Below are 21,058 nucleotides of genomic sequence, written 5' to 3'. Positions count from 1 at the left end.
CCATGCCTGGCAGGGCGGCAACGGCTCAGGCCTGCCTGAGCAGCTCCACCAGCTGCCGCAGGCGGTAAGGCTTGGGCAGGAATTCCACCTGCTCGGGCAGCGGCGGCAACTGCGAGCGTGCGTAGCCGGAGGAAAGGATCATCCGCGCCTGCGGCTGGTCGCGCGCAACATGCTCGCTCAGCTCGATGCCCGACATGCCGTTGGGCATGCTGATGTCACTGAACACCACGTCGAAACGCGTATCGCCCTGCAGCAGCGCGACCGCTTCCTGCGCATCGGCCGTGGTAGCCACGTCGATGCCGAAGTCGCGCAGGGCCAGGCCGATCATCTCACGCAGATCGGTCTGGTCCTCCACCATCAGTACGCGGATCGGATCATCGGTCATGGGTTGGGTTCCTCTGTGGCGGGTAGCAGCAGGCTGACCGTGGTGCCAACACCGGGCGTGGTGGACACGTCTACGAAGCCGCCGCTCTGGGTGGTGAATCCGAACACCTGGCTCAGGCCCAGGCCGCTGCCCTTGCCGATGTCCTTGGTGGTGAAGAAAGGCTCGGTCGCGCGTTCGGCGATGTCCGGGGCCATGCCGTGTCCCTCATCGCAGACGCTCAACGTCACATAGGTCCGTTGCCGGGATGTGTCGGCGTCGGGGTCCATGCGGTGCTCCAGCGCGGTGGCGATCAATACCCGGCCGCCACCTACCGTAGCGTCCGCAGCGTTGCCGACCAGGTTGGCGAGCGCGGTCTGCAGCTGCACGGTATCACTGAGTATGGCAGGCAGGCCCGCAGCCAGCGCGGTTTCCAGGGTGACGCCGGCAGGGCAGGTGGCCTGCAGGGCGGGCAACCAGTCGCGGATCCGCGCATTGATGTCCAGCGTTTCGCGGATCAGGGTCTGCCCGGTGCTGAAGGCCAGCAGCTGCCGGGTCAGCAGTGCGCCACGATCGCTGGCCGCCTGCGCGGTGGTCAACAGGGTGTTGGCACGCTCGTCATCGCCCATGCGTGCCGACAGCAGGTCCAGTGCATTGACGATGGTGGTCAGCAGGTTGTTGAACTCATGGGCAAGGCCGCGGCTGAGCTGGCCGACCGTCTCGAACTGCTGGGTCTGGCGCAGCGCCCGCTGCGCATCGCGCAGCAGCCGTTGCGCCTGCCACTGTTCGGTGATGTCGCGGGTGATCTTGACGAAGCCCACGAGCTCACCGTTCTCGACCACCGACTCGATGACCACGCTGGCACGGAAGGGAGACCCATCTCGGCGCACCCGCCAACCCTCAGCGGCATGGTGTCCGCATTCCGCCGCCAGCCGCAGCAGGCGCTGTGGCTCTCCCGTATCGCGATCAGCGGGCAGGTAGAAGCGGCCGAAGTGGGTGCCGATGACTTCTTCCGATCGGTAGCCCTTGATGCGTTCGGCGCCGGGGTTCCAGCTGCAGACGATGCCATCGGGATCGAGCAGGTACAGCGCATGGTCGCGCACGCTGTCGATCAGCAATCGCAGCTGTCGGGAAGGGTCCGTCAACACGGACGGCGTCGAAGCGGCAGCGACCACGATGAAATGCGTATTACCTCTGTCAGGCACGAGAACGTAGGCAGTGGAGTGTGAAGAGGACGTGCATGCGACGCCCGTGCCATTGGTCGTATGCGGCTGAATGCGACAAGGAGTAACATCAGTCCCCTTTTCCAAACTGGAACCGACCTGCATGCGTCCTGGTGCGACTACGCGTGACCGCTGGATCTGGATGACGTCGGCGGTACTGGTGGCGGCTACGGCCGCGCTGGAACTGGTGGTACCCCTGGGCTATGCCGTGTGGCTGGCCTATTTCATGGCCATCGGCGTCACTGTGTTCCAGCGCAGCGCCCGGGTGCCGTTCGTGGTGGCTGTCAGCGCCTGCGTACTGCTGGCGGTGGGCTACAACGTGGCGCCGGCCAGCAACAACTCATCCTTCTCGTTCGTCAACCGGTCGATCGGTGGCGCGGCTTTCCTGATGATCGCACTCATCGCCTCGCGCGCCATCCAGGCGCGACGCGAGGCGATGCGTGCGCTGTGGCTGCAGGAGGCGGAGAACGCGGTGGCGCTCAGCCTGCGCGGTGAGCTCGGGCCGGAACAGATCGCCGAAGCGGCGGTGTCGACGCTGGCAACCCAGCTGGGTGCCGATGTCGGTGCGCTCTACCGGCTGGAAGGCGGACGCCTGCAGCTGACCGGTGGGTTGGCGTTGCCGAACGGCATCCCGGCCACGTTGGGCCTGCAGGAAGGGGTGGCAGGGCAGGTGGCCCGCGACCAGCGGGCGCGGCATCTGCAGGGGGATGAAGCGGCGCCGCTGGAGCTGCAGACCAGCCTGGGGCGCGTGCCTGTGCGTGAACGGATCCTTGCCCCGGTCAGCAGCGACGGCGCGATCGTGGGCGTGCTCGAGCTGGGCCGGGCGGCGGTTGGCGAACAGCGGGCGCTGGATGACGAGCTGCTGCTGCGCTGCGCCGAGACCATCGGCATGGCCCTGCGCACCTCGATGCTGCGCGCACAGCTGGTGGTGCTGCTGGAAGAGTCGCAGCGCCAGGGCGAAGAACTGCAGGCACAGCAGGAAGAGCTGCGGGTGGCCAACGAGGAGCTGGAAGAGCAGAGCCGCAGCCTGATGCAGTCGCAGACGCATCTGGAACAGCAGCAGGCCGAGCTGGAGCAGAGCAACGTGCAGCTGGAAGAGCGCACCCACGAGCTGGAGGCGCAGAAGCAGGCGCTGCTGGTCGCGCAGGGGCAGCTGGTGCGCAACAGCAATGAACTGGCCGCCACCTCGCGCTACAAGTCCGAGTTCCTGGCCAACATGTCGCACGAGCTGCGCACCCCGCTCAACAGTTCGTTGATCCTGGCCAAGCTGCTGGCCGACAACAAGGACGGCTCGCTCAGCGACGAGCAGGTCAAGTACGCCCGCGCCATCCTGTCGTCGAACAACGACCTGCTGGCGCTGATCAACGACATCCTGGACCTGTCGCGCATCGAAGCGGGGCACGTCGAACTGGCCGACGAAGTGGTGGTGGTCGACAGCGTGCTGCAGCGACTGCGCGAAACCTTCGAGCCGATGGCGCGGCAGAAGGGCCTGACGCTGCAGATCGAGTCCGATGGCCTGGCCCCCAGCCAGCTGGTGGCCGACAACCAGCGCCTGCAGCAGATCCTGAAGAACCTGCTGGCCAATGCGGTCAAGTTCACCGAGCACGGCAAGGTGAGCCTGCACGTTCGCAGCGGCGGCAATGGCCGGATCCGATTCGAAGTGGCCGACAGCGGCATCGGCATTGCACGCGACCAGCTGCAGCTGATCTTCGAAGCGTTCCGCCAGGCCGATGGCAGCACCCGCCGCCGTTACGGCGGCACTGGCCTGGGCCTGTCGATCTCGCGTGATCTTGCGGTGCGCATGGGCGGTGACATCCAAGTGGACAGCGAGCCGGGCCGCGGCAGCTGCTTCATTCTCGAACTACCGCTGCAGGGCGCGCCGATGGCCGAGAATGCCGCAGGCGCCGCAGCGCCGGTGCCCGTGCAGCCGGTACCCGCCACCCCCGTGGCAGCAGCCCCACTTGCCCAGCGGTCCAGTGCCGCGCCGGTGGCAGCGGTGGCCGATGACCGTGGGCGCCGCCACCATGCGGGACGCTTGATCCTGGCAGTGGAGGACGATGCGGTCTTCGCCGAAGCCCTGGTGACGCTGGCGCACGAGCTTGATTTCGACTGCGTGGTGGCCACCACGGCCGAAGAGGCGCTGGCGCTGGCGGCGGACCTGCGTCCCAACGGCATCCTGCTGGACATCGGCCTGCCCGACGTCTCGGGCCTGACCGTGCTTGAACGGCTCAAGCGCAACCCCGACACCCGGCACATTCCGGTGCATGTGGTCTCGGGCATGGACCGCGGCCAGGTGGCGCGCGAACTGGGCGCGATCGGCTTTGCGATCAAGCCGACCACGCGCGAGCGCCTGGTGGCTGCCATCGAACAGCTTGAACAGACCAGCCAGCGCGACGTGCGGCGCCTGCTGATCGTGGAGGACGACAACGATCTGCGCCGCAACCTGGAACTGCTGCTGGGCCGCGATCAGCTGCAGATCGCTGCTGTCGGTACGCTTGCCGCAGCGGTGGAGCAGCTGAGCACGGTCACCTTCGACTGCATGGTGATGGACCTGTCGCTGCCCGACGGCAGTGGCTACGACCTGCTCGAGCACATGGCAGGCAACGATGATGTCGGCTTCCCGCCGGTCATCGTCTATACCGGCCGTGCCCTCAGCCGCGAAGAAGAGCAGCGCCTGCGCCGCTACTCCAAGAGCATCATCATCAAGGGTGCACGCTCGCCCGAGCGCCTGCTCGACGAGGTGACGCTGTTCCTGCACAGCGTGGAGGCCAACCTGCCCAGCGACCAGCAGCGCCTGCTGCGCGAAGCGCGCCGCCGCGACACCGTGCTCGATGGACGCACCGTGCTGCTGGCCGAGGACGACGTGCGCAACATCTTCGCGCTGTCCAGCGTGCTGGAGCCGCTGGGGGTGACGCTGGAGATCGCCCGCAATGGCCAGGAGGCCGTCGACCGCCTGGCCCAGCGCGAGGTGGACCTGGTGCTGATGGACATCATGATGCCGGAGAAGGATGGCCTGCAGGCGATGCGCGAGATCCGCGCGCAGCGCCACCTGCAGGACCTGCCGATCATCGCGCTGACCGCCAAGGCCATGCCCGATGACCGTGAACGCTGCCTGCAGGCCGGTGCCAACGACTACATCGCCAAGCCCATCGACGTGGACAAACTGGTGTCGCTGTGCCGGGTCTGGTGCTCGCGGCAATGAACGAGCAGGCGCTGTTCGACCTGGAGCTGAAGGTACTGCTGGAAGCGCTGTACCAGCGCTACCACTACGACTTCCGCAGCTATGCGGTGTCCTCGCTGCGCCGTCGCGTCAGCCAGGCCATGCAGCGCTACGAGTGCGAGCGCCTGTCGGATCTGCAGCATCGGCTGCTGCACGAGCCGGAGCTGTTCGCCCAGGCGATGCAGTTCTTCACCGTGCAGGTTTCGGAGATGTTCCGTGACCCGGAGTATTTCCGGCAGATGCGCGAACAGGTGGTACCGGTGCTGCGCACCTATCCCTCGGTGAAGCTGTGGGTGGCCGGCTGCAGTACCGGCGAGGAAGTGTGGTCGCTGGCGATCCTGCTGCACGAGGAAGGCCTGCTTGAGCGCAGCATCGTCTACGCCACCGACATCAACCCCGCGGCACTGGCCACGGCTGAGGCCGGCGCCTACGGCATCGACCGCCTGGCCCAGTTCAGCCGGAACTACCTCGCCGCCGGCGGCACCGCTTCACTGTCGGACTATTACAGCACCGCTTACGACGGCGCGGTCTTCGACCGCCAGCTGCGCCGCAACGTGGTGTTTGCCGACCACAGCCTGGCCACCGACACGGTGTTTTCGGAAGTGCACCTGGTGTCTTGCCGCAACGTGCTGATCTATTTCAACCGCGACCTGCAGGATCGGGCGGTGGGCCTGTTCCGCGAAGCCCTGGTGCATCGCGGCTTCCTCGGCCTGGGCAGCAAGGAGTCGCTGCAGTTCGGTCGCCATCACGATGCCTTCGAAGCCTGTTCGCGGGAGCACCGCCTGTACCGGAAGGTGGCCTGATGGCGGCAATGTCCCACCCTGACGTGGTGGTGATCGGCGCATCGGCCGGTGGCGTGGCCGCCCTGCAGATCGTGCTGGGTGCGTTGCCGGCCACCCTGCCGGTGCCGGTGCTGGTGGTGCTGCACCTGCCGCGCGACCGTTCCAGCCGCATCGCCGAGGTGCTGGCGCCGTACTGCACGTTGGTCCTGCGCGAAGCGGAGGACAAGCAGCCCCTGCAGGCCGGAACGGTGACGTTCGCGCCGCCGGACTACCACCTGCTGGTGGAGGACACGCAGGCCATCGCTTTGTCGATGGACGAACCGGTGCTGTTCTCGCGGCCGGCCATCGATCCGCTGTTCGAATCGGCCGCGGCCGCGTTCGGCACGGGTGTGCTGGCGATACTGCTGACCGGTGCCAGCAGCGATGGCAGCGATGGCGTGGCCGCCGTGCGCGCCGCTGGCGGCCAGGCCTGGTTGCAATGCCCCGAGGAGGCCGAGGCATCGATGATGCCGGCCTCTGCCCTGCAGCATGCCGGCGCCGACGCCGTGCTGCCCCTTGAACTGATGTGCCGCCGCCTGAAGGAGTTGTTTGCATGAACCTGCTGCCGCCGGACCCTGCCCAGTCGCAGGCGCCGGTCAACCTGCTGATCGTCGACGACGTGCCGCAGAACCTGGTGGCCATGCAGGCGCTGCTGCGCCGCGAGGGCGTCAACCTGTTGCTGGCGGACTCTGGCGCGCAGGCGCTGGAGCTGCTGCTGGAGCATGAGGTAGCGCTGGCGCTGCTGGACGTGCACATGCCGGAGATCGACGGTTTCATGCTCGCCGAGCTGATGCGTGGCTCGCAGCGCAGTCGGGATGTGCCGATCATCTTCCTGACCGCCTCGCCGGATGATCCGTTGCGGGTGTTCAAGGGCTACGAGACCGGCGCGGTGGATTTCCTGCACAAGCCGGTGGCACCGCAGGTAATCCTCAGCAAGGTCAATGTGTTCATCGAGCTCTACCAGCAGCGGCAGTTGCTGAAGGCGCGCAACGAAGCGCTGGAGCGCGCGTTGAAGCTCAACGAGACCATGGCGGCGGTGCTCACCCACGACCTGCGCACGCCGCTGTCGGCCATCCTGCTGTGTGCCGACAAGCTGTCGCTGGAACTGCCGGACGACAATGCCGGTGCGCAGCAGACACTGAGCTACCTGGAGGCCAGCACGCTGCGGATGGCACGCATGGTCGAGCAGTTGCTGGACTTCTCGCGGATCCGCAGCGGTGGCCTGCGCCTGCAGAGCAGCGTCTGTGACCTGGCCGAGGTGACGCGTGCGGTGCTGGTCGAGGCCGGTGCCGGCCATCGAAGCGATCGGATCGCGCTGGACGTCCGTGGCGATTCGACGCTGCAGGGCGACATGGATCGCCTTGGGCAGATCGTCGCCAACCTGGTCGGCAACGCACTCACCCATGGCGCCGACGCGACGGTGCAGGTGCAGGTCGATGGTGGCGATGCACGGGTGGTTGCGCTGCGCGTACGCAACACCGGCCATGTCGATGAGGCGTTGCTGCCGCGCCTGTTCGAACCCTTCAAGGCCAGCTTCCACCAGAGCAACGGGCTCGGGCTGGGGCTGTACATCGTTGACCAGTTCGTGCGTGCGCATGGTGGCCAGTTGAGCGCGCGCAACGAGGCAGGGCACGTGGTGTTCGAGGCGCTGCTGCCTCGTCGATCCGATTTGCGCAGTCCGGCGGTTTCCTGAATTCTTCAGCTGGCGCGTGAGCGAACTGAGACGGGCTCGTCCGCAACTGCTACCGTGGCACCACTCTTGCAAAGGAAGCTCCATGCCACTGCGTGCCATCGCCTATGTCAGCCAGGCCAAGCCGGATCTGTCTGCCGCACGTCTGCAGACGCTGGTCGAGGATGCCTCGCGCTTCAACAAGATGGCAGGGGTGACGGGTGTGCTGCTGCATGACGGCGAACGCTTCCTGCAGTACATCGAAGGCCCGCCTGATGGCATCGATTCGGTCTATGAGCGCATCCTGCAGGCCGGCAGCCATGTCGACATCGTCGAGCTGGCGCGTGGCCGGCTGGGCCAGCGCCAGTTTCCGTACTGGGCAATGCGCGGGCTGCCGGTCGACGCCGCGCTGCTGCGCCAGCTTTCCGCAGGCGACTGGTCGGGATTCGCCCGCTCAGTGAACGGTGACAGCGTCATGCTTACGGCGGTGGATCTGTTGGCCGAGGTCGTGCGGCCGGTACTCAGCGCGGGCTGACCGCTAACGCTGCGGGGCGCAGTACGCCGCGTGCAATGCCTGCAGCACCCCCAGCGCCGGACCCTCCAGCAGCCGATAGTGCAGTGCCTGTGCCTGCCGCCGCGTTGCCACCACCTCCAGATTGCGCAGCACGGCCAGATGCTGTGACAGCGCCGATGCGCTCAGGCCAGTCAGGGCCTGCAGTTCCGGCACCGGTGCTTCGCCTTCCACCAGGCGACACAACACGCGCAGTCGCGCCGGGTGTGCCAGCGATTTCAGCAGGGCAGCCGCTTGTGCGGCATGCGTAGCCATCGCGGCACTGTCGGTGGTGATGCTGGGCACGGCTTGACTCGGTAGTTCAGGAAAATCTAATTTAGAGAAATCTAAATTGAAGGGCAAGCCGATGCGCGCGATGCAGAGGGGCAGGGCATGAACCTGCCATGGGCGGCAATTGCAGGCGGCGGCCTGATCGGTGCGTCGGCGGTGCTGCTGCTGGCCACGCTCGGTCGGGTGGCGGGCATCAGCGGTATCGCTGCCGGCGCCGCTGCCGCGCCGCGCGGTGATCGTGGTTGGCGCTGGGCTTTCCTGCTCGGACTGATGTCGGCGGCGGCAGCGGTGTTGAGCTGGCAGGCGGGTGCAGGACAACCACCACGCGCCTTGCTGCGCGACGCGCTGCCGGCCTGGCAATTGATCGCTGCCGGTGTCCTGGTGGGCCTGGGTACGCGGCTGGGCAACGGCTGCACCAGCGGCCACGGTGTCTGTGGCCTCGCCCGTGGATCGCGGCGATCGCTGGTGGCGGTGCTGGTGTTCATGGCCTGCGCGATGCTCACCACGTTCCTGCTACGTCACGGCGGAGGCCTGGCATGAGCCGCAGGTTGTGGGCGGCAGGTGTGGCCGGCGGCCTGTTCGGTGCCGGCCTCGCGCTGGCCGGCATGACCGATCCGCGTCGCGTGCTGGGGTTCCTTGATGTGGCTGGCGACTTCGATCCCACGCTGGCCTGGGTGCTGGCGTCGGCGCTGCTGGTCAGCGCACTGGGTCAATTCTGGCTGCGGCGGCGGCAGCGGCCATGGTGCGCCGAACGTTTCGAGCTGCCGGCGGCGCAGGCTGTCGACACGCGGTTGCTGCTGGGTGCGGCGCTGTTCGGTATCGGCTGGGGCTGGGTCGGCTATTGCCCGGGGCCCGCGCTGGCCGCGTTGGCGGTGGGCGCGCGCGAAGCCCTGTGGTTCGTGCCAGCGATGGCTGCCGGTTTCTGGCTGCATGATCGCTGGCTGCGCTGAGGCTTCACGTTCGTCTCACCGTTGCGGGGTTCAGATCACCTTTCCCGGGGAACGGAGGACGACATGGCACGGATGAAATGGAAAGGCGGCGCGTTGCTGGCGGCGGCACTGGCGACGGCGGCAATGCCGGCGATGGCCTGCACGCGCGCGGTGTATCTGGGCGACAACGGCGATGTCATCACCGCCCGCTCGATGGACTGGAAAGTGGACGTGGCCACCAATCTCTACGTGTTGCCGCGTGGCATTGCGCGCACCGGAAAGGCGGGGCCTGGGTCGATCGCCTGGACTGCACGCTACGGCAGCGTGGTGGCCACCGGCTATGACATTTCCACCACCGATGGCATGAACGAGAAGGGCCTGGTCGCCAACCTGCTGTGGCTGGTCGAGTCGGAGTACCCGGCCCAGCGCAGCGGCAAGCCCGGCCTGTCCATCTCGTTGTGGGCGCAGTACGTGCTGGATAATTTCGCGACGGTGGAAGAGGCGGTGACTGCGCTGCAGCGCGAACCGTACTCGATCGTCACCGACAAGGTGCCGGGCGAGGACCGCCAGGCGACGCTGCATCTGTCGCTGTCCGACGCCACGGGTGACAGCGCGATCGTCGAATACATCGGCGGGCGCCAGGTGATCCACCATGATCGGCGCTATCAGGTGATGACCAATTCGCCGGTCTTCGACCAGCAGCTGGCATTGAACAGCTACTGGCAGCAGATCGGTGGCACGGTGATGCTGCCGGGCACCAACCGTTCGGCCGACCGCTTCGCGCGGGCCTCCTTCTACATCAACGCGATTCCGAAAGCGGAAGATCCGGTGGAGGCGCTGGCCAGTGTGTTCAGCGTGATCCGCAACGTGTCGGTACCGTTCGGCATCACCACGCCGGGCGAGCCCAACATCTCGTCCACCCGCTGGCGTACGGTCGCCGACCACAAGCGGCGCCTGTATTTCTTCGAGTCGGCACTGACGCCCAACACCTTCTGGGTCGACCTGACCAAGGTCGATTTCGGCGGAAAGGTGCTCAAGCTCGATCTCGGCCGTGACCAGCGCAATACCTTCGCCGGCGATGCACTGGGCCATTTCGTACCCAGCGCACCGTTCACCTTCCTCGGCGTCGACGGCTAGTTCGACGCCTGGCTGGAGGCCGGGTAGACCGCCTGGATCGTGCAGGCGCCGCGGCGGGTGAAGCGGGGCAGCGGCGCCACCGCGTCGCTGCGCTCGTCGAAGCTGGCGAAATCGGCCGTAACCACGCGGTCGCCGGGGTTGCCGCAGATCAGGCCGTTCTGCATGCCGGATTGGAAGCTCAATTCCGGCGAGCGGTCCAGCTGGAGGCAGTGGCTGCCCAGTTCAACACGGTAAAAGCGATGGCCGCCGCTACGCAGCGGGTTGGTTTCCACCAGCATGCCCTGCGTGTCGGACGACCAGCCGCGCACATTGCGGGTGGCGAAGCAGTACGAGGCCGAGCCGCCGAAGCCGCGACGGACGTCCTTGCGTTGGCGGATCGTCAGGGCGGGCAGGGTGGCCGTGCGCAGGCTGTCGCTGTCGCGGGCCACGCTGGCATAGTCGCGGGCCTGGACCGGGGTGACTGCACTGACGGCACAGCTGTGGCCATCGACCACAACGCGCTCGCTGGGACGACCGCAGGCCCAGCCGGCGGGTGCTTCCAGCTTCAACGTGGTGGCTGCGCGGACGCCGGGGCAATCCTCGGCGAAGTCGATGCGATAGGCTTGGCCGGAGGCGGCACGCAGCGCGATCGAGCGCGGTGATGCCTGCTCCACTTCCTGGACGCCGACAGCGTCCATGCAGTGCGGGGCCGGTGGCATGCGTTCCTGTGCCGAAGCCGTGGCGGTGAGCACCAGCGCGAGGCTGGCGGCCAGTACCATGGATGCGTGCCTGTAAGTCATGTCCTGCACTCCCTGCGTTGGATGACGGGCCGACTATAGCAGCGGTTTGCACGGCAAGTGTTACACGCGCAGACTGCTCGGATGGGCGCCATCTTCCATCTACGGCACTACGGTCAGGCCACCGGCCTGGATCGCCACGGCTATGCGCAGTGGGTGCTGCCGCTGCAGGGTGAGCTGCAGTTCGAGATGGAGGGCAGGGGCGGCCGTCTTGACCTGCTGCAGGGCGCATTCGTGGCGGCCGGCGAGGCGCACGACCAGATGGCCGACGGCCCCAATGGTTTCGTGATTGTCGACTGCGGGCCGGGCGTGCTCGATGACGCGACCCAGGAGCACCTGTGCCGGCAGCGCTGGCTGCATCTCCCGCTGTCGCTGCGGCAGCGGCTTGCCCAGGTGCAGACGGGCCGGCCTGTGCCAGCGCTGCTGCCGGAACTGCTGCGGGTCTTCGCGCCTGCCGGTAGTGGTGCGCGCCTGCAGGGCCTGTGCGCTGCGGTCGAGGCGATACCGGGGCAGGCATGGTCGGTAGCGCGCATGGCTGCCTTTGTCGGCATCAGCGAAAGCCGCCTGCATGCGGTGTTCCGGAGTGAGTTCGGGCTCAGCCCGCAGGCGTGGCTCAGTGCCAGCCGCCTGCGCTGGGCCAAGCACCAGTTGCGGGTCAGCCCGGCATCGATCAGCGATATCGCACTGGCCGCAGGGTATTCCGAGCAGAGTGCACTGACCCGTGCGCTGCGCCGCGAATGCGGGCAGACGCCGGCGGCATGGCGGCGAGCCACACCCAACACTGCGGAAGCGAACCGGCAGTAGCCTCGGTCAAGACCGGTCGGCAAGGGGCCGCTTACACTGCGCGGCCCGTTCTTGCTGTGAACCTGCAATGCGCAACAACCCGATTGCCCTGGGCATCGCCAATGGCATCGCCGCCGGTGCGCTGTGGGGCGTGGTCTTCCTCGCGCCCGCCGTGTTGAGCACGTTCAATGCCCTGCAGCTTTCCGCCGGCCGCTATCTGGTTTATGGCCTGATCGCCGTGGTCCTGCTGCTGCCGCGCTGGAAGCGGCTGGCGCCGAAGCTCGGTCGCGCCGAGTGGATCGGCCTGTTGTGGCTCAGCCTGGCCGGCAACCTGGTGTACTTCCTGCTGTTGGCCACGGCGGTGCAGTGGGCCGGTGGCGCCGCTGCTTCGTTGATTGTCGGCCTGATTCCGGTCGTGGTCACCCTGGTGGGCGTGCGCGAGCAGGGTGCGGTGCCGTTGAAGCAGCTGCTGCCGGCGCTGGCGCTGTGCGTGCTCGGCGTAGCGATGGTCGGCTGGGAGGCGCTGATGTCCGAGCATCTGGGCACGCCTTGGCGGCAACGCCTGATCGGCCTGCTGTGCGCGTTCGGTGCGTTGTTCTCGTGGGCGCTGTATTCCATCGGCAACAGCCGCTGGCTGTCGCGGCGGCCCGACCTTTCCAGCCACGACTGGTCACTGCTGACCGGCGTCCCCACCGGCGGGTTGTCGCTGCTGCTGGTGCCGATGGCGTTCAGTGGACACAACCAGGCGCATACGGCTGCGCAATGGGGTGGGTTCTGGGCCATCAGCGCCAGCGTGGCGGTGGTCGCCTCGATCCTCGGCAATGCGTTCTGGAACCGGGCCAGTCGCCTGCTGCCGCTGACCCTGACCGGGCAGATGATCGTGTTCGAGACCCTGTTCGCGCTGCTGTACGCCTTCGCCTGGCAGCGGCGCTGGCCCAGCCTGCTGGAACTGCTGGCGATCGTGCTGCTGGTGGGCGGGGTGCTGTTGTGCGCGCATGCGCATCGCACGCCGCGCGCAATCACCGAACATGTCGGCTGAATCGACGCATTGAGGGCGACGATCACCTGTTGGTCTCAGTTGCAACCAAATGCCGGCACGTTGGCCGATGATCGCTGCATGGAAATATTGCGCCGCAACACTTGACAGCGGCCATCGCGGCGGTGTTTTCTGTAGGCCATGGTCCTTGATGCCGCCAACGCCCGCCTGATCGCCCCCGCTACCGCGGGCCGTTCGACTGCGCCGGTCGCCATCACCACCACCATTACCACCACCACCGCCACCACTGCCCTGGTGCGGCCCGTCGTCTTCGTGTAACTCCCGAAAACAACGGCCCCGCACCATCCAGGTGACGGGGAAACTCGACCACCTGCATGCGACGGGGCCTCCAACCGAGGTCTGCATGTCTTCCATCGCTCCCGCCCATTCGCCTGCCGCGTCCGCATTGGCCGCGCCGTCCACTGTCGTGCACAAGTTCGGCGGCACCTCGGTGGCCGACGCCGAGCGCTATCGCCATGTCGCCGGCCTGCTGCTGGCCCGCCCCGAGTCGTTGCAGGTCAGCGTGGTCTCGGCCATGAAGGGGGTTACCGATGCGCTGATTGAACTGGCGCACCTGGCAGCCCAGGGCGATGCCGGCTGGCAGGAGGCGTGGCATGCGCTGCGCGCGCGGCATCGGGGTGCCGCGGTAGCGCTGCTGGGTGAGCAGGTGGGCGATACCGTGGACTGGATCGATGCACGCTTCGACCAGTTGGCCGAGGTGCTGGCCGCGCTGGCGGTGATCGGCGAACTGCCACGCGAGGTGCTCGACCGCGTGCAGGGCCTGGGCGAAGTGTTCTCCGCACAGTTGCTTGGTACCCACCTGCGCGCGCTGGGCGAGGACTGCGCGGTGCTGGATGCACGCGATGTGCTGGTGGTCGGCCACGGCGAACTGGGCGTGGATGTCGACTGGGATGCCAGTGCCGGCCGCCTTGCCGCGTGGCGGCTGCGGCACCCGCAGTCGCGCGTGGTCGCCACCGGTTTCGTCGCCCGCGACCGCCAGGACCGCGTCACCACGCTGGGCCGCAACGGCAGTGACTACTCCGGCGCGATCTTCGCCGCACTGTTCGCCGCCGATGAACTGCATATCTGGACCGACGTCGACGGCGTGCTGTCGGCCGACCCGCGGCTGGTGCCGGAGGCCGTGCAGCTGCACGCGCTGAGCTACGACGAGGCCTGCGAGCTGGCCTATTTCGGGGCGAAAGTGGTGCATCCGCAGACGATGTCACCGGCGATCCGGCTGGGCCTGCCGATCTTCATCCGCAATACCTTCCAGCCCAGCCATCCGGGTACGCGGATCAGCGCCGAGCGCTCGCCACGTGGCCCGGTGAAAGGGCTGACGCTGAGCACGGATCTGGCCCTGCTGAACCTGGAAGGCACCGGCCTGATCGGCGTGCCGGGTACCGCCGAACGGGTGTTCGCCGCGCTGCGCCAGGCACAGGTCTCGGTGGTGATGATCTCGCAGGGCTCTTCCGAACATTCGATCTGCTGTGTTGTCCGCGCAGGCGAAGCGGCGCGTGGTCGCGATGCCGTGGTGCAGGCGTTCTCGCACGAGCTGGCCGCCGGCCAGGTGCAGCGCGTGCAGGTCAGCGAGGGCGTCAGCGTGCTGGCCGCCGTGGGCGATGGCATGGCAGGCCAGCCGGGTGTGGCTGCACGGCTGTTCGAATCGCTGGGCCGGGCGCAGGTGAACATCCTGGCGATCGCGCAGGGGTCCTCCGAACGCAACATCTCGGTGGCGGTGGCAAGCGCCGACGCGACCCGCGCGCTGCGTGCCGCGCATGCCGGGTTCTGGCTGTCGCCGCAGACGTTCGCGGTGGGGGTGATCGGTCCGGGCAATGTTGGCGCTGCGCTGCTGGACCAGCTGCTGGCGGCGCGCCCGCAGTTGCTGGCCAAGGCCAATGTCGATCTGCGCCTGCGCGCGCTTGCGTCACGCTCGCGCATGCGCCTGGAGGCCGATGGCCTGCATGAAGACTGGCGCCAGGCGCTGCAGGACGCCGGCCAGGCCAGCGATCTGGACCACTTCACCGAGCACCTGCTGGCCGCGCATCTGCCGCATGCGGTGGTGATCGACTGCAGTGGCAGTGCAGAGGTTGCCGAGCGCTATGAAGGCTGGCTGGCCGCCGGCATCCATGTGGTGACCCCGAACAAGCAGGCTGGCGCCGGTCCGCTGGCACGCTACCAGCGCATCCGCGCGGCGGCGGCGGCCAGTGGTGCGCGCTTCCGCTACGAGGCCACGGTGGGTGCCGGCCTGCCGGTGATCACCACGCTGCGTGACTTGGTGGATACCGGAGACGAAGTGCTGGCGATCGAAGGCATCTTCTCCGGCACGCTGGCCTGGCTGTTCAATCGTTTTGACGGCAGCCAGCCGTTCTCGGCACTGGTCGCGCAGGCGCGCTCGATGGGCTACACCGAGCCGGATCCGCGCGACGACCTGTCCGGCGTGGATGTTGCGCGCAAGCTGGTGATCCTGGCCCGCGAGGCCGGTCACGCGCTCAGCCTGGAGCAGGTGCAGGTGGAGAGCCTGGTGCCGGCGTTGCTGCGCGAAGGAAGCGTGGGCGATTTCATGGCCCGCCTGGGTGCCTCCGATGAGGCGCTGCTGGCCCGGCTGCACGATGCCCGCCAGCGCGGTGCGGTGCTGCGCTATGTCGCGCGGCTGGGGCCGGATGGCGCGTCGGTCGGGCTGCAGGAGCTGCCGGCCGACCACGCGTTCGCCAACCTGCGGCTGACCGACAACGTGGTGCAGTTCCGTACCCGCCGCTACTGCGACAACCCGCTGGTGGTGCAGGGCCCGGGCGCGGGCCCGGAAGTCACCGCTGCCGGCGTGTTCGCCGATCTGCTGCGGGTGGCGGCCGGCGAAGGAGCGCGGCTGTGATCGCACGCGCTTTCGCACCCGCATCGGTGGCCAACGTGGCGGTCGGCTTCGACATCCTCGGCCACGCCATCGCCGGTATCGGCGATACGGTGAGCGTGCGCCGCATCGACGAACCATTGGTGCGCATCGATGCGATCCGTGGCAGTGCGGTCGAACTGCCGCTGGATGCACCAGGCAATACAGCAGGGGCCGCGCTGATCGCACTGCGTGCAGCGCTGGGGCTGGGCTTCGGTTTCGCCATCGAGATCGACAAGGGCATTCCGTTCGGCTCCGGCATGGGCGGATCGGCGGCCTCCTGCGTGGCCGCGCTGGTGGCAGCCAATGCAGTGCTGGACATGCCGCTGCCGCGCGAGGCGCTGTATCCGTTCGCACTGGATGGCGAAGCCGTGGCCAGCGGTGGCCGCCATGGTGACAACGTCGGCCCGCTGCTGCTGGGCGGCGTGGCGCTGTGCACGGCTGATCGCTTGGTGCCGATTCCGGTACCGGCCAGCTGGCACAGCCTGCTGGTGCATCCGCATGCGGTGCTGGAGACCCGGCGGGCACGACAGGCGCTGCAGGGCAGCTATGCGCTGGGCGAATTCGTCGCGCAGAGTGCCCACCTGGCGCTGGTGTTGAGCGGTTGCCATCGCAGCGATGCCTCGCTGGTGCGCGCCGGCCTGCGCGATGTGCTGGTGGAACCGCGGCGGGCGGGCCTGATCGTGGGCTTCGACGCGGCACGCGATGCTGCACTGGCCGCCGGCGCGATGGGCGCGGGCATTTCCGGCGCTGGGCCCAGCGTCTTTGCCTGGTTTGAAGATGCCGACCGGGCGCGCGCGGCAGCGCAGCCGGTGCGTGCGGCGTTTGCCGCTGCCGGCTTCGACAGTGATGCCTGGATCTCGCCGCTGGATGCACCCGGAGCCTGCTTGTGCTGAATCCTTCCTCCCTACCGGATATCGACCTCATGCAATTCGTTTCGACCCGCGGCCAGTCGCCGGCCGTTGGACTCAGTGCGGCCATCGCTGCCGGTCTCGCCCCCGATGGTGGCCTGTACGTACCGGAGGTGCTGCCGGCGCCGCGCGCGCTGCAGGCCGGTACGAGCCTGGCCGATACCGCCGCTGACCTGCTGGCGCCGTTCTTCTCGGGCGATGTGCTGGCCGAGGCCTTGCCATCGATCTGCGGTGAGGCCTTCGATTTCCCCGTGCCATTGCGCGCGCTGCGCAACAGCGGTGACCATGTGCTGGAGCTGTTCCATGGGCCGACGGCGGCGTTCAAGGATATCGGCGCGCGCTTCCTCGCCGGTGTGCTGTCGCGGCTGCAGACCGGCAAGGGCCGCGATCTGACCATCGTCGTGGCCACCTCCGGTGACACCGGTGCAGCCGTAGCGGCGGCCTTCCATCGGCAGCCCGGTGTACGCGTGGTGGTGCTGTATCCCGATGGGCGGGTGTCGCCGCGACAGGCGCACCAGCTCGGCTGCTTTGGCGACAACATCCAGGCGCTGCGGGTGGCCGGTTCGTTCGATGATTGCCAGGCGATGGTGAAGCAGGCGCTGGCCGACCGCGATCTGCAGGCACAGGTGCCGCTGAGCTCCGCCAACAGCATCAGCCTGGGCCGGCTGCTGCCGCAGATGAGCTATTACGCGCACGCGGCGCTGAGCCATCATGCGCAGCATCAGCGGCGCTTGAACCTGGTGGTGCCGACCGGCAACCTCGGCAATGCGATGGCGGCAGTGCTGGCGCGCGCGCTGGGCGTGCCGATCGGGCAGATCGTGCTGGCCACCAACGCCAACGCGGTGCTGCCGCGCTATTTCAGTGGCGATCCGTACCAGCCCGCGGCCAGCATTGTGACCGTGGCCAACGCCATGGATGTCGGCGCGCCCAGCAACTTCGAGCGGCTGCGCTGGCTGTACCAGGGCGACGATGCCGAGCTGCGGGCGGCGTTCCGCGCCTTCGCGGTGGATGACGTGACCATCCGCGCGACCATCGCCAGCGCGCATGCCAGCGACGGTGAACTGTTCTGCCCGCATACGGCCACGGCGGTGAAGGTGCTGCAGGATCTGCGCGCCGGTGGCGCCAAGGGTGACTGGGCGGTGGTTGCTACCGCGCACCCGGCCAAGTTCGAGGCGGTGGTGGAACCGTTGATCGGTGAAGCAGTGGCGGTGCCGCCGGCCTTGGATGCATTGCTGCAGCGTCCGGCACATGCCGAACCATTGGCGGCGCACTACGCGGCATTGCGTGAGGTGTTGTTGCGTTGATGGAGGCGCCTGCGTGGTTGCCGGCCAGCGGCCGGCACTACCAGAAGCGCGCATCACGGGTAGTGCCGGCCGCTGGCCGGCAAGCCGATACTGATCGGGCGCTCAGCCCTGCACGTCACCGGCCAGCGTGCGCAGGCCATCCTCGTCGAGGATCTCAACCACGTTCAGATGGGGCAGGGCGATCAACCCCTGCTGGCGCAGCTTGGTGAAGGTGCGGCTGACCGTCTCCATCGTCAGGCCCAGATGATCGGCGATGTCGCCGCGGCCCATCGGCAGGGAGACGCGCAGGCCATCTCCGCCCAGCTTGGCCTCGCGCGCGGCCAGGCGAAGCAGGAAATCAGCGAGTTTTTCCGCCGGCTGCAGGCGTGCCAGCGCCAGCGCGGCATCCTGTGCGGCGTCCAGCTCCTGGCAGGCGCGCTGCAGCAGCTTGCGCTCCAGGTGCGGATAGCGGGCGCGCAGGCCCTTCATCTGCGGCAGGGCAACGCGGCACACGCGGCTGTCGGCGATGGCCTCGATGTCGTAGCGATGGTGGTCGCTGCCGCTCAGGCCCAGGTAATCGCCAGGCAGCACGAAGCCATTGATCTGGCGACGGCCATCGGCAAGCGTGCGCACCAGCCGCAGCGCGCCACCGGTCAATGTATAGACATGCTGGCGCTCTTCGCCGCTGCGGGCGAGGGTGCTGCCCATCGCCAGCTGCTGCGACACGGTCACCTGTTCCAGCGCCTGCACCTCATCGGGCGACAGCGCAGAGCACACCGCCAGGTGGCGTACCGAGCAGTGCAGGCAGTCCAGCGTGGCGCAGGACGGCGCGGCGGGGTCGTTGGTGGCGGGCGGAGCGCCGGAAGGCCGGGACATGTTGCGTGGGCGTATCGCGGGCGGGGGAGGGCTTTATGATACTTCAAGCGGCCGTTGGACCCCTTATCTGCGGCTGAGCGATGCGGGGCGCTAGAATGTCGCCCCCTCCCACGTCCCCGATTCTGCAGGAGCTCCGCCCGTGATCAAGCCCCGTACCCCGCCCGGCACCCTTGAACTGCTGCCGCGCGAGCAGATTGCGTTCCAGCGCATGCTGGACGTCATCCGCCGCAACTACGAGCGCTTCGGGTTCCTGCCGGTGGAGACGCCGGTGTTCGAGCTGTCCGATGTGCTGCTGACCAAGTCCGGCGGCGAAACCGAGCGCCAGGTGTATTTCGTGCAGTCCACCGGCGCGCTGGCCAACGCTGCTGAATCCGGCGATCGTTCGCTGCCGGAGATGGCGCTGCGCTTCGACCTGACCGTGCCGCTGGCGCGTTACGTGGCCGAGCACGAACACGAACTGACCTTCCCGTTCCGCCGTTACCAGATGCAGCGCGTGTACCGCGGCGAGCGCGCCCAGCGCGGCCGCTTCCGCGAGTTCTACCAGTGCGACATCGACGTGATCGGCAAGGACAGCCTGAGCGTGCGTTACGACGCCGAAGTGCTGGCGGTCATCCATGCGGTATTTGCCGAACTGCGCATCGGTGACTTCAGCATCCAGTTGAACAACCGCAAGCTGCTGCGCGGCTTCTTCGAAAGCCTGGGCGTGGCCGAGGGCGAACGACAGCTGGCAGTGCTGCGCGAGGTGGACAAGCTGGACAAGCGTGGCCCCGACTACGTGCGCGAGACGCTGGTGGGCGAGGGCTTCGGCATTCCGGCCGAACAGGTCGAGAAGATCCTGGCCTTCGTCGCCGTGCGTTCGCAGGGTCATGCCGATGCGCTGGCACAGCTGGCAGCGCTGGAAGACGGTGCGGGTTCCTCGGAGATCCTGCGTGCCGGCGTGGCCGAGCTGCGCGAAGTGCTGCAGCTGGTGCAGGCACTGGGCGTGCCGGAAAGCGCGTACTGCCTGAACTTCTCCATTGCACGTGGCCTGGATTACTACACCGGCACGGTGTACGAGACCACGCTGACCGACCACCCGCAGATCGGGTCGATCTGTTCCGGTGGCCGTTATGAAGACCTGGCCAGCCACTACAGCAAGTCCAAGCTGCCGGGCGTGGGCATTTCCATCGGCCTGTCGCGCCTGTTCTGGCAGCTGCGCGAAGCTGGCCTGATCGAGGGTATCGAGGCCAGCAGCGTGCAGGCGCTGGTGGCGCTGATGGACGAGCAGGGCATGCCGCAGTCGCTGGACATCGCCCGCCGCCTGCGCGCCGGTGGCATCAACACCGAAGTGCAGATGGAGCCGAAGAAGATCGGCAAGCAGTTCCAGTACGCGGCCAAGGCCGGTATCCGTTTCGTGGTGCTGGCTGGCGAGGACGAACTGGCGCGCGGCGTGGTGGCGGTGAAGGACCTGCTGCGCGAGCAGCAGTTCGAAGTCTCCCGTGATGAACTGGCCAGCACCCTGCAGGTGGAACTGGAGCAGTCGCGGGTCATGCCGTGACGCGTGCCGCTGCAGGAACACTGATGCTGTTCCTGCTGGCGGCATGCCAGAGCGATCCGGCGTTGCGCAGCACCCGGATCGGCCCTGCGAATTACCAGCTGGTGGCTGATCGCTGCCATGTGATGGATCGAGCGCAGCTTGAGCAGGATCTGCAGGCCCTTGCCGAGCGGGCGTGCCCGGGCCGGGCAGGAGCGCTGCGGAACCTGCAGCCTCGTCCCAGCCGGCAGGGCAGCCTGTTCGGTGAATGCCTGCGGCGCGGCGCGCTGCAGGCAGAGGTCCGCTGCCTGCCCTGATCGAAGCCCTGTCCATTGCCGCATCCGAACGCCCACCACCCGGTGGGCGTTTTCGTTTCCGCTGCCTGAACGGGCCTGGCGGAACCTGGTCGTGCCTTTGACGCGGCCTGCAAGAATGCGTTAATGTACTAACGCGCTATTACATTGATGCAAGAGCCCTGCCCGTGAAAGCCCGCCCCGACATCGCCGCCAAAGACCCGCACGCCGATCTTGAATCCCTGGCCCAGGCCTTTGCCGCGCTGCGCGAGCCGGAGCAGGTGGTCGCCTTCCTGCGTGACCTGTGCACGCCAGCCGAGCTGGAAGCCATGGCCGACCGCTGGAAGGTGGTGCCGCTGCTGCAGCAGGGCGTGCCCTACCGCGAGATCCACGAGCGCACCGGCGTCAGCGTGACCACCACCGGACGGGTGGCACGCACGCTCGAGCATGGCCATCGAGGCTATGCCGCCGCTGTCGACCGCCTTGCTTCGCGCTGATCCGC

22 protein-coding genes are annotated in these 21,058 nt (G+C 67.7%); 17 read left to right on the top strand and 5 right to left on the bottom strand.

Going from position 1 to position 21,058, the window contains the following annotated elements:
• Positions 1 to 25 precede the first annotated feature (25 nt).
• Positions 26 to 385: a response regulator gene (locus AC1DCU_RS12100; protein ID WP_025874874.1), complete on the bottom strand. Its 360-nt coding sequence runs from the start codon at positions 383 to 385 to the stop codon at positions 26 to 28.
• Positions 382 to 1,536 carry a two-component system sensor histidine kinase NtrB gene (locus AC1DCU_RS12095; RefSeq protein WP_425518190.1) on the bottom strand — a complete coding sequence of 385 codons (1,155 nt, stop codon included), beginning with the start codon at positions 1,534 to 1,536 and terminating at the stop codon, positions 382 to 384. The genes AC1DCU_RS12100 and AC1DCU_RS12095 overlap by 4 nt, the downstream gene beginning before the upstream one ends.
• Before the next feature lie 151 nt (positions 1,537 to 1,687).
• Between AC1DCU_RS12095 and AC1DCU_RS12090 the strand changes: the two genes are divergently transcribed.
• The 5 genes from AC1DCU_RS12090 (at position 1,688) to AC1DCU_RS12070 (ending at position 7,829) form a co-directional block, all read left to right on the top strand.
• A complete protein-coding gene (locus AC1DCU_RS12090) occupies positions 1,688 to 4,786 on the top strand; it encodes a response regulator (protein WP_333622226.1) in 3,099 nt (1,032 codons plus the stop codon).
• Positions 4,783 to 5,607 (top strand): CheR family methyltransferase, encoded by an 825-nt coding sequence (locus AC1DCU_RS12085; protein ID WP_032951761.1) that lies wholly within the window; start codon positions 4,783 to 4,785, stop codon positions 5,605 to 5,607. Before AC1DCU_RS12090 ends, AC1DCU_RS12085 begins: the two co-directional genes overlap by 4 nt.
• Positions 5,607 to 6,182, top strand: coding sequence for a chemotaxis protein CheB (locus AC1DCU_RS12080; RefSeq protein WP_025874869.1), 576 nt, complete (start codon positions 5,607 to 5,609; stop codon positions 6,180 to 6,182). Before AC1DCU_RS12085 ends, AC1DCU_RS12080 begins: the two co-directional genes overlap by 1 nt.
• Positions 6,179 to 7,318, top strand: coding sequence for a hybrid sensor histidine kinase/response regulator (locus tag AC1DCU_RS12075; protein ID WP_025874868.1), 1,140 nt, complete (start codon positions 6,179 to 6,181; stop codon positions 7,316 to 7,318). The genes AC1DCU_RS12080 and AC1DCU_RS12075 overlap by 4 nt, the downstream gene beginning before the upstream one ends.
• Before the next feature lie 82 nt (positions 7,319 to 7,400).
• Positions 7,401 to 7,829 (top strand): BLUF domain-containing protein, encoded by a 429-nt coding sequence (locus tag AC1DCU_RS12070; protein WP_477744817.1) that lies wholly within the window; start codon positions 7,401 to 7,403, stop codon positions 7,827 to 7,829.
• A 3-nt stretch (positions 7,830 to 7,832) separates the two neighbouring features.
• On the opposite strand, the gene AC1DCU_RS12065 is transcribed toward AC1DCU_RS12070, so the two are convergent.
• Complete coding sequence (locus tag AC1DCU_RS12065; RefSeq protein WP_032951781.1) at positions 7,833 to 8,120, bottom strand: ArsR/SmtB family transcription factor; 288 nt, start codon at positions 8,118 to 8,120, stop codon at positions 7,833 to 7,835.
• A gap of 117 nt (positions 8,121 to 8,237) precedes the next feature.
• On the opposite strand from AC1DCU_RS12065, the gene AC1DCU_RS12060 reads away from it, so the two are divergent.
• From AC1DCU_RS12060 to AC1DCU_RS12050, 3 genes are all read left to right on the top strand, one after another.
• Positions 8,238 to 8,675 (top strand): YeeE/YedE family protein, encoded by a 438-nt coding sequence (locus tag AC1DCU_RS12060; RefSeq protein WP_025874862.1) that lies wholly within the window; start codon positions 8,238 to 8,240, stop codon positions 8,673 to 8,675.
• Positions 8,672 to 9,085, top strand: coding sequence for a DUF6691 family protein (locus tag AC1DCU_RS12055; RefSeq protein ID WP_442251208.1), 414 nt, complete (start codon positions 8,672 to 8,674; stop codon positions 9,083 to 9,085). Before AC1DCU_RS12060 ends, AC1DCU_RS12055 begins: the two co-directional genes overlap by 4 nt.
• Before the next feature lie 63 nt (positions 9,086 to 9,148).
• Positions 9,149 to 10,201: a linear amide C-N hydrolase gene (locus AC1DCU_RS12050; protein WP_032976085.1), complete on the top strand. Its 1,053-nt coding sequence runs from the start codon at positions 9,149 to 9,151 to the stop codon at positions 10,199 to 10,201.
• Here the strand turns inward: AC1DCU_RS12050 and AC1DCU_RS12045 are convergent.
• Positions 10,198 to 10,980: a DUF6491 family protein gene (locus AC1DCU_RS12045; protein WP_032976084.1), complete on the bottom strand. Its 783-nt coding sequence runs from the start codon at positions 10,978 to 10,980 to the stop codon at positions 10,198 to 10,200. The genes AC1DCU_RS12050 and AC1DCU_RS12045 overlap by 4 nt on opposite strands.
• 81 nt (positions 10,981 to 11,061) lie before the next feature.
• Here AC1DCU_RS12045 and AC1DCU_RS12040 point away from each other — a divergent pair, with 81 nt between their 5' ends.
• From AC1DCU_RS12040 to thrC, 6 genes are all read left to right on the top strand, one after another.
• Entirely contained in the window at positions 11,062 to 11,781 is a 720-nt protein-coding gene (locus AC1DCU_RS12040; RefSeq protein WP_032976082.1) for a helix-turn-helix domain-containing protein, read from the top strand.
• A gap of 67 nt (positions 11,782 to 11,848) precedes the next feature.
• On the top strand, positions 11,849 to 12,799 hold the full coding sequence (locus tag AC1DCU_RS12035) for a DMT family transporter (RefSeq protein WP_442251207.1): 951 nt from the start codon (positions 11,849 to 11,851) through the stop codon (positions 12,797 to 12,799).
• A gap of 138 nt (positions 12,800 to 12,937) precedes the next feature.
• Positions 12,938 to 13,075, top strand: a complete 138-nt coding sequence (locus AC1DCU_RS12030) for a hypothetical protein (protein ID WP_200867501.1) — start codon at positions 12,938 to 12,940, stop codon at positions 13,073 to 13,075.
• An 85-nt stretch (positions 13,076 to 13,160) separates the two neighbouring features.
• Entirely contained in the window at positions 13,161 to 15,665 is a 2,505-nt protein-coding gene (thrA, locus tag AC1DCU_RS12025; RefSeq protein WP_442251206.1) for a bifunctional aspartate kinase/homoserine dehydrogenase I, read from the top strand.
• Positions 15,662 to 16,576: a homoserine kinase gene (locus tag AC1DCU_RS12020; RefSeq protein WP_032976078.1), complete on the top strand. Its 915-nt coding sequence runs from the start codon at positions 15,662 to 15,664 to the stop codon at positions 16,574 to 16,576. Before thrA ends, AC1DCU_RS12020 begins: the two co-directional genes overlap by 4 nt.
• A 29-nt stretch (positions 16,577 to 16,605) precedes the next feature.
• Positions 16,606 to 17,895, top strand: coding sequence for a threonine synthase (thrC, locus tag AC1DCU_RS12015; RefSeq protein ID WP_442251205.1), 1,290 nt, complete (start codon positions 16,606 to 16,608; stop codon positions 17,893 to 17,895).
• 102 nt (positions 17,896 to 17,997) lie between these two features.
• On the opposite strand, the gene AC1DCU_RS12010 is transcribed toward thrC, so the two are convergent.
• Positions 17,998 to 18,750, bottom strand: a complete 753-nt coding sequence (locus tag AC1DCU_RS12010; RefSeq protein ID WP_033830968.1) for a Crp/Fnr family transcriptional regulator — start codon at positions 18,748 to 18,750, stop codon at positions 17,998 to 18,000.
• A gap of 139 nt (positions 18,751 to 18,889) precedes the next feature.
• On the opposite strand from AC1DCU_RS12010, the gene hisS reads away from it, so the two are divergent.
• The 3 genes from hisS (at position 18,890) to AC1DCU_RS11995 (ending at position 21,053) form a co-directional block, all read left to right on the top strand.
• Positions 18,890 to 20,287: a histidine--tRNA ligase gene (gene hisS, locus AC1DCU_RS12005; protein WP_025874842.1), complete on the top strand. Its 1,398-nt coding sequence runs from the start codon at positions 18,890 to 18,892 to the stop codon at positions 20,285 to 20,287.
• Positions 20,288 to 20,310: 23 nt separating this feature from the next.
• Positions 20,311 to 20,580 (top strand): hypothetical protein, encoded by a 270-nt coding sequence (locus tag AC1DCU_RS12000; RefSeq protein WP_032975535.1) that lies wholly within the window; start codon positions 20,311 to 20,313, stop codon positions 20,578 to 20,580.
• 164 nt (positions 20,581 to 20,744) lie between these two features.
• Positions 20,745 to 21,053 carry a YerC/YecD family TrpR-related protein gene (locus AC1DCU_RS11995; RefSeq protein ID WP_282280152.1) on the top strand — a complete coding sequence of 103 codons (309 nt, stop codon included), beginning with the start codon at positions 20,745 to 20,747 and terminating at the stop codon, positions 21,051 to 21,053.
• The last annotated feature ends 5 nt before the right edge of the window (positions 21,054 to 21,058 follow it).

It is taken from the genome of Stenotrophomonas sp. 10L48 (genome assembly GCF_056395105.1).
The sequence above is the reverse complement of the archived record's forward strand: the minus strand, read 5'-3'. Positions and strand labels throughout refer to the sequence as shown.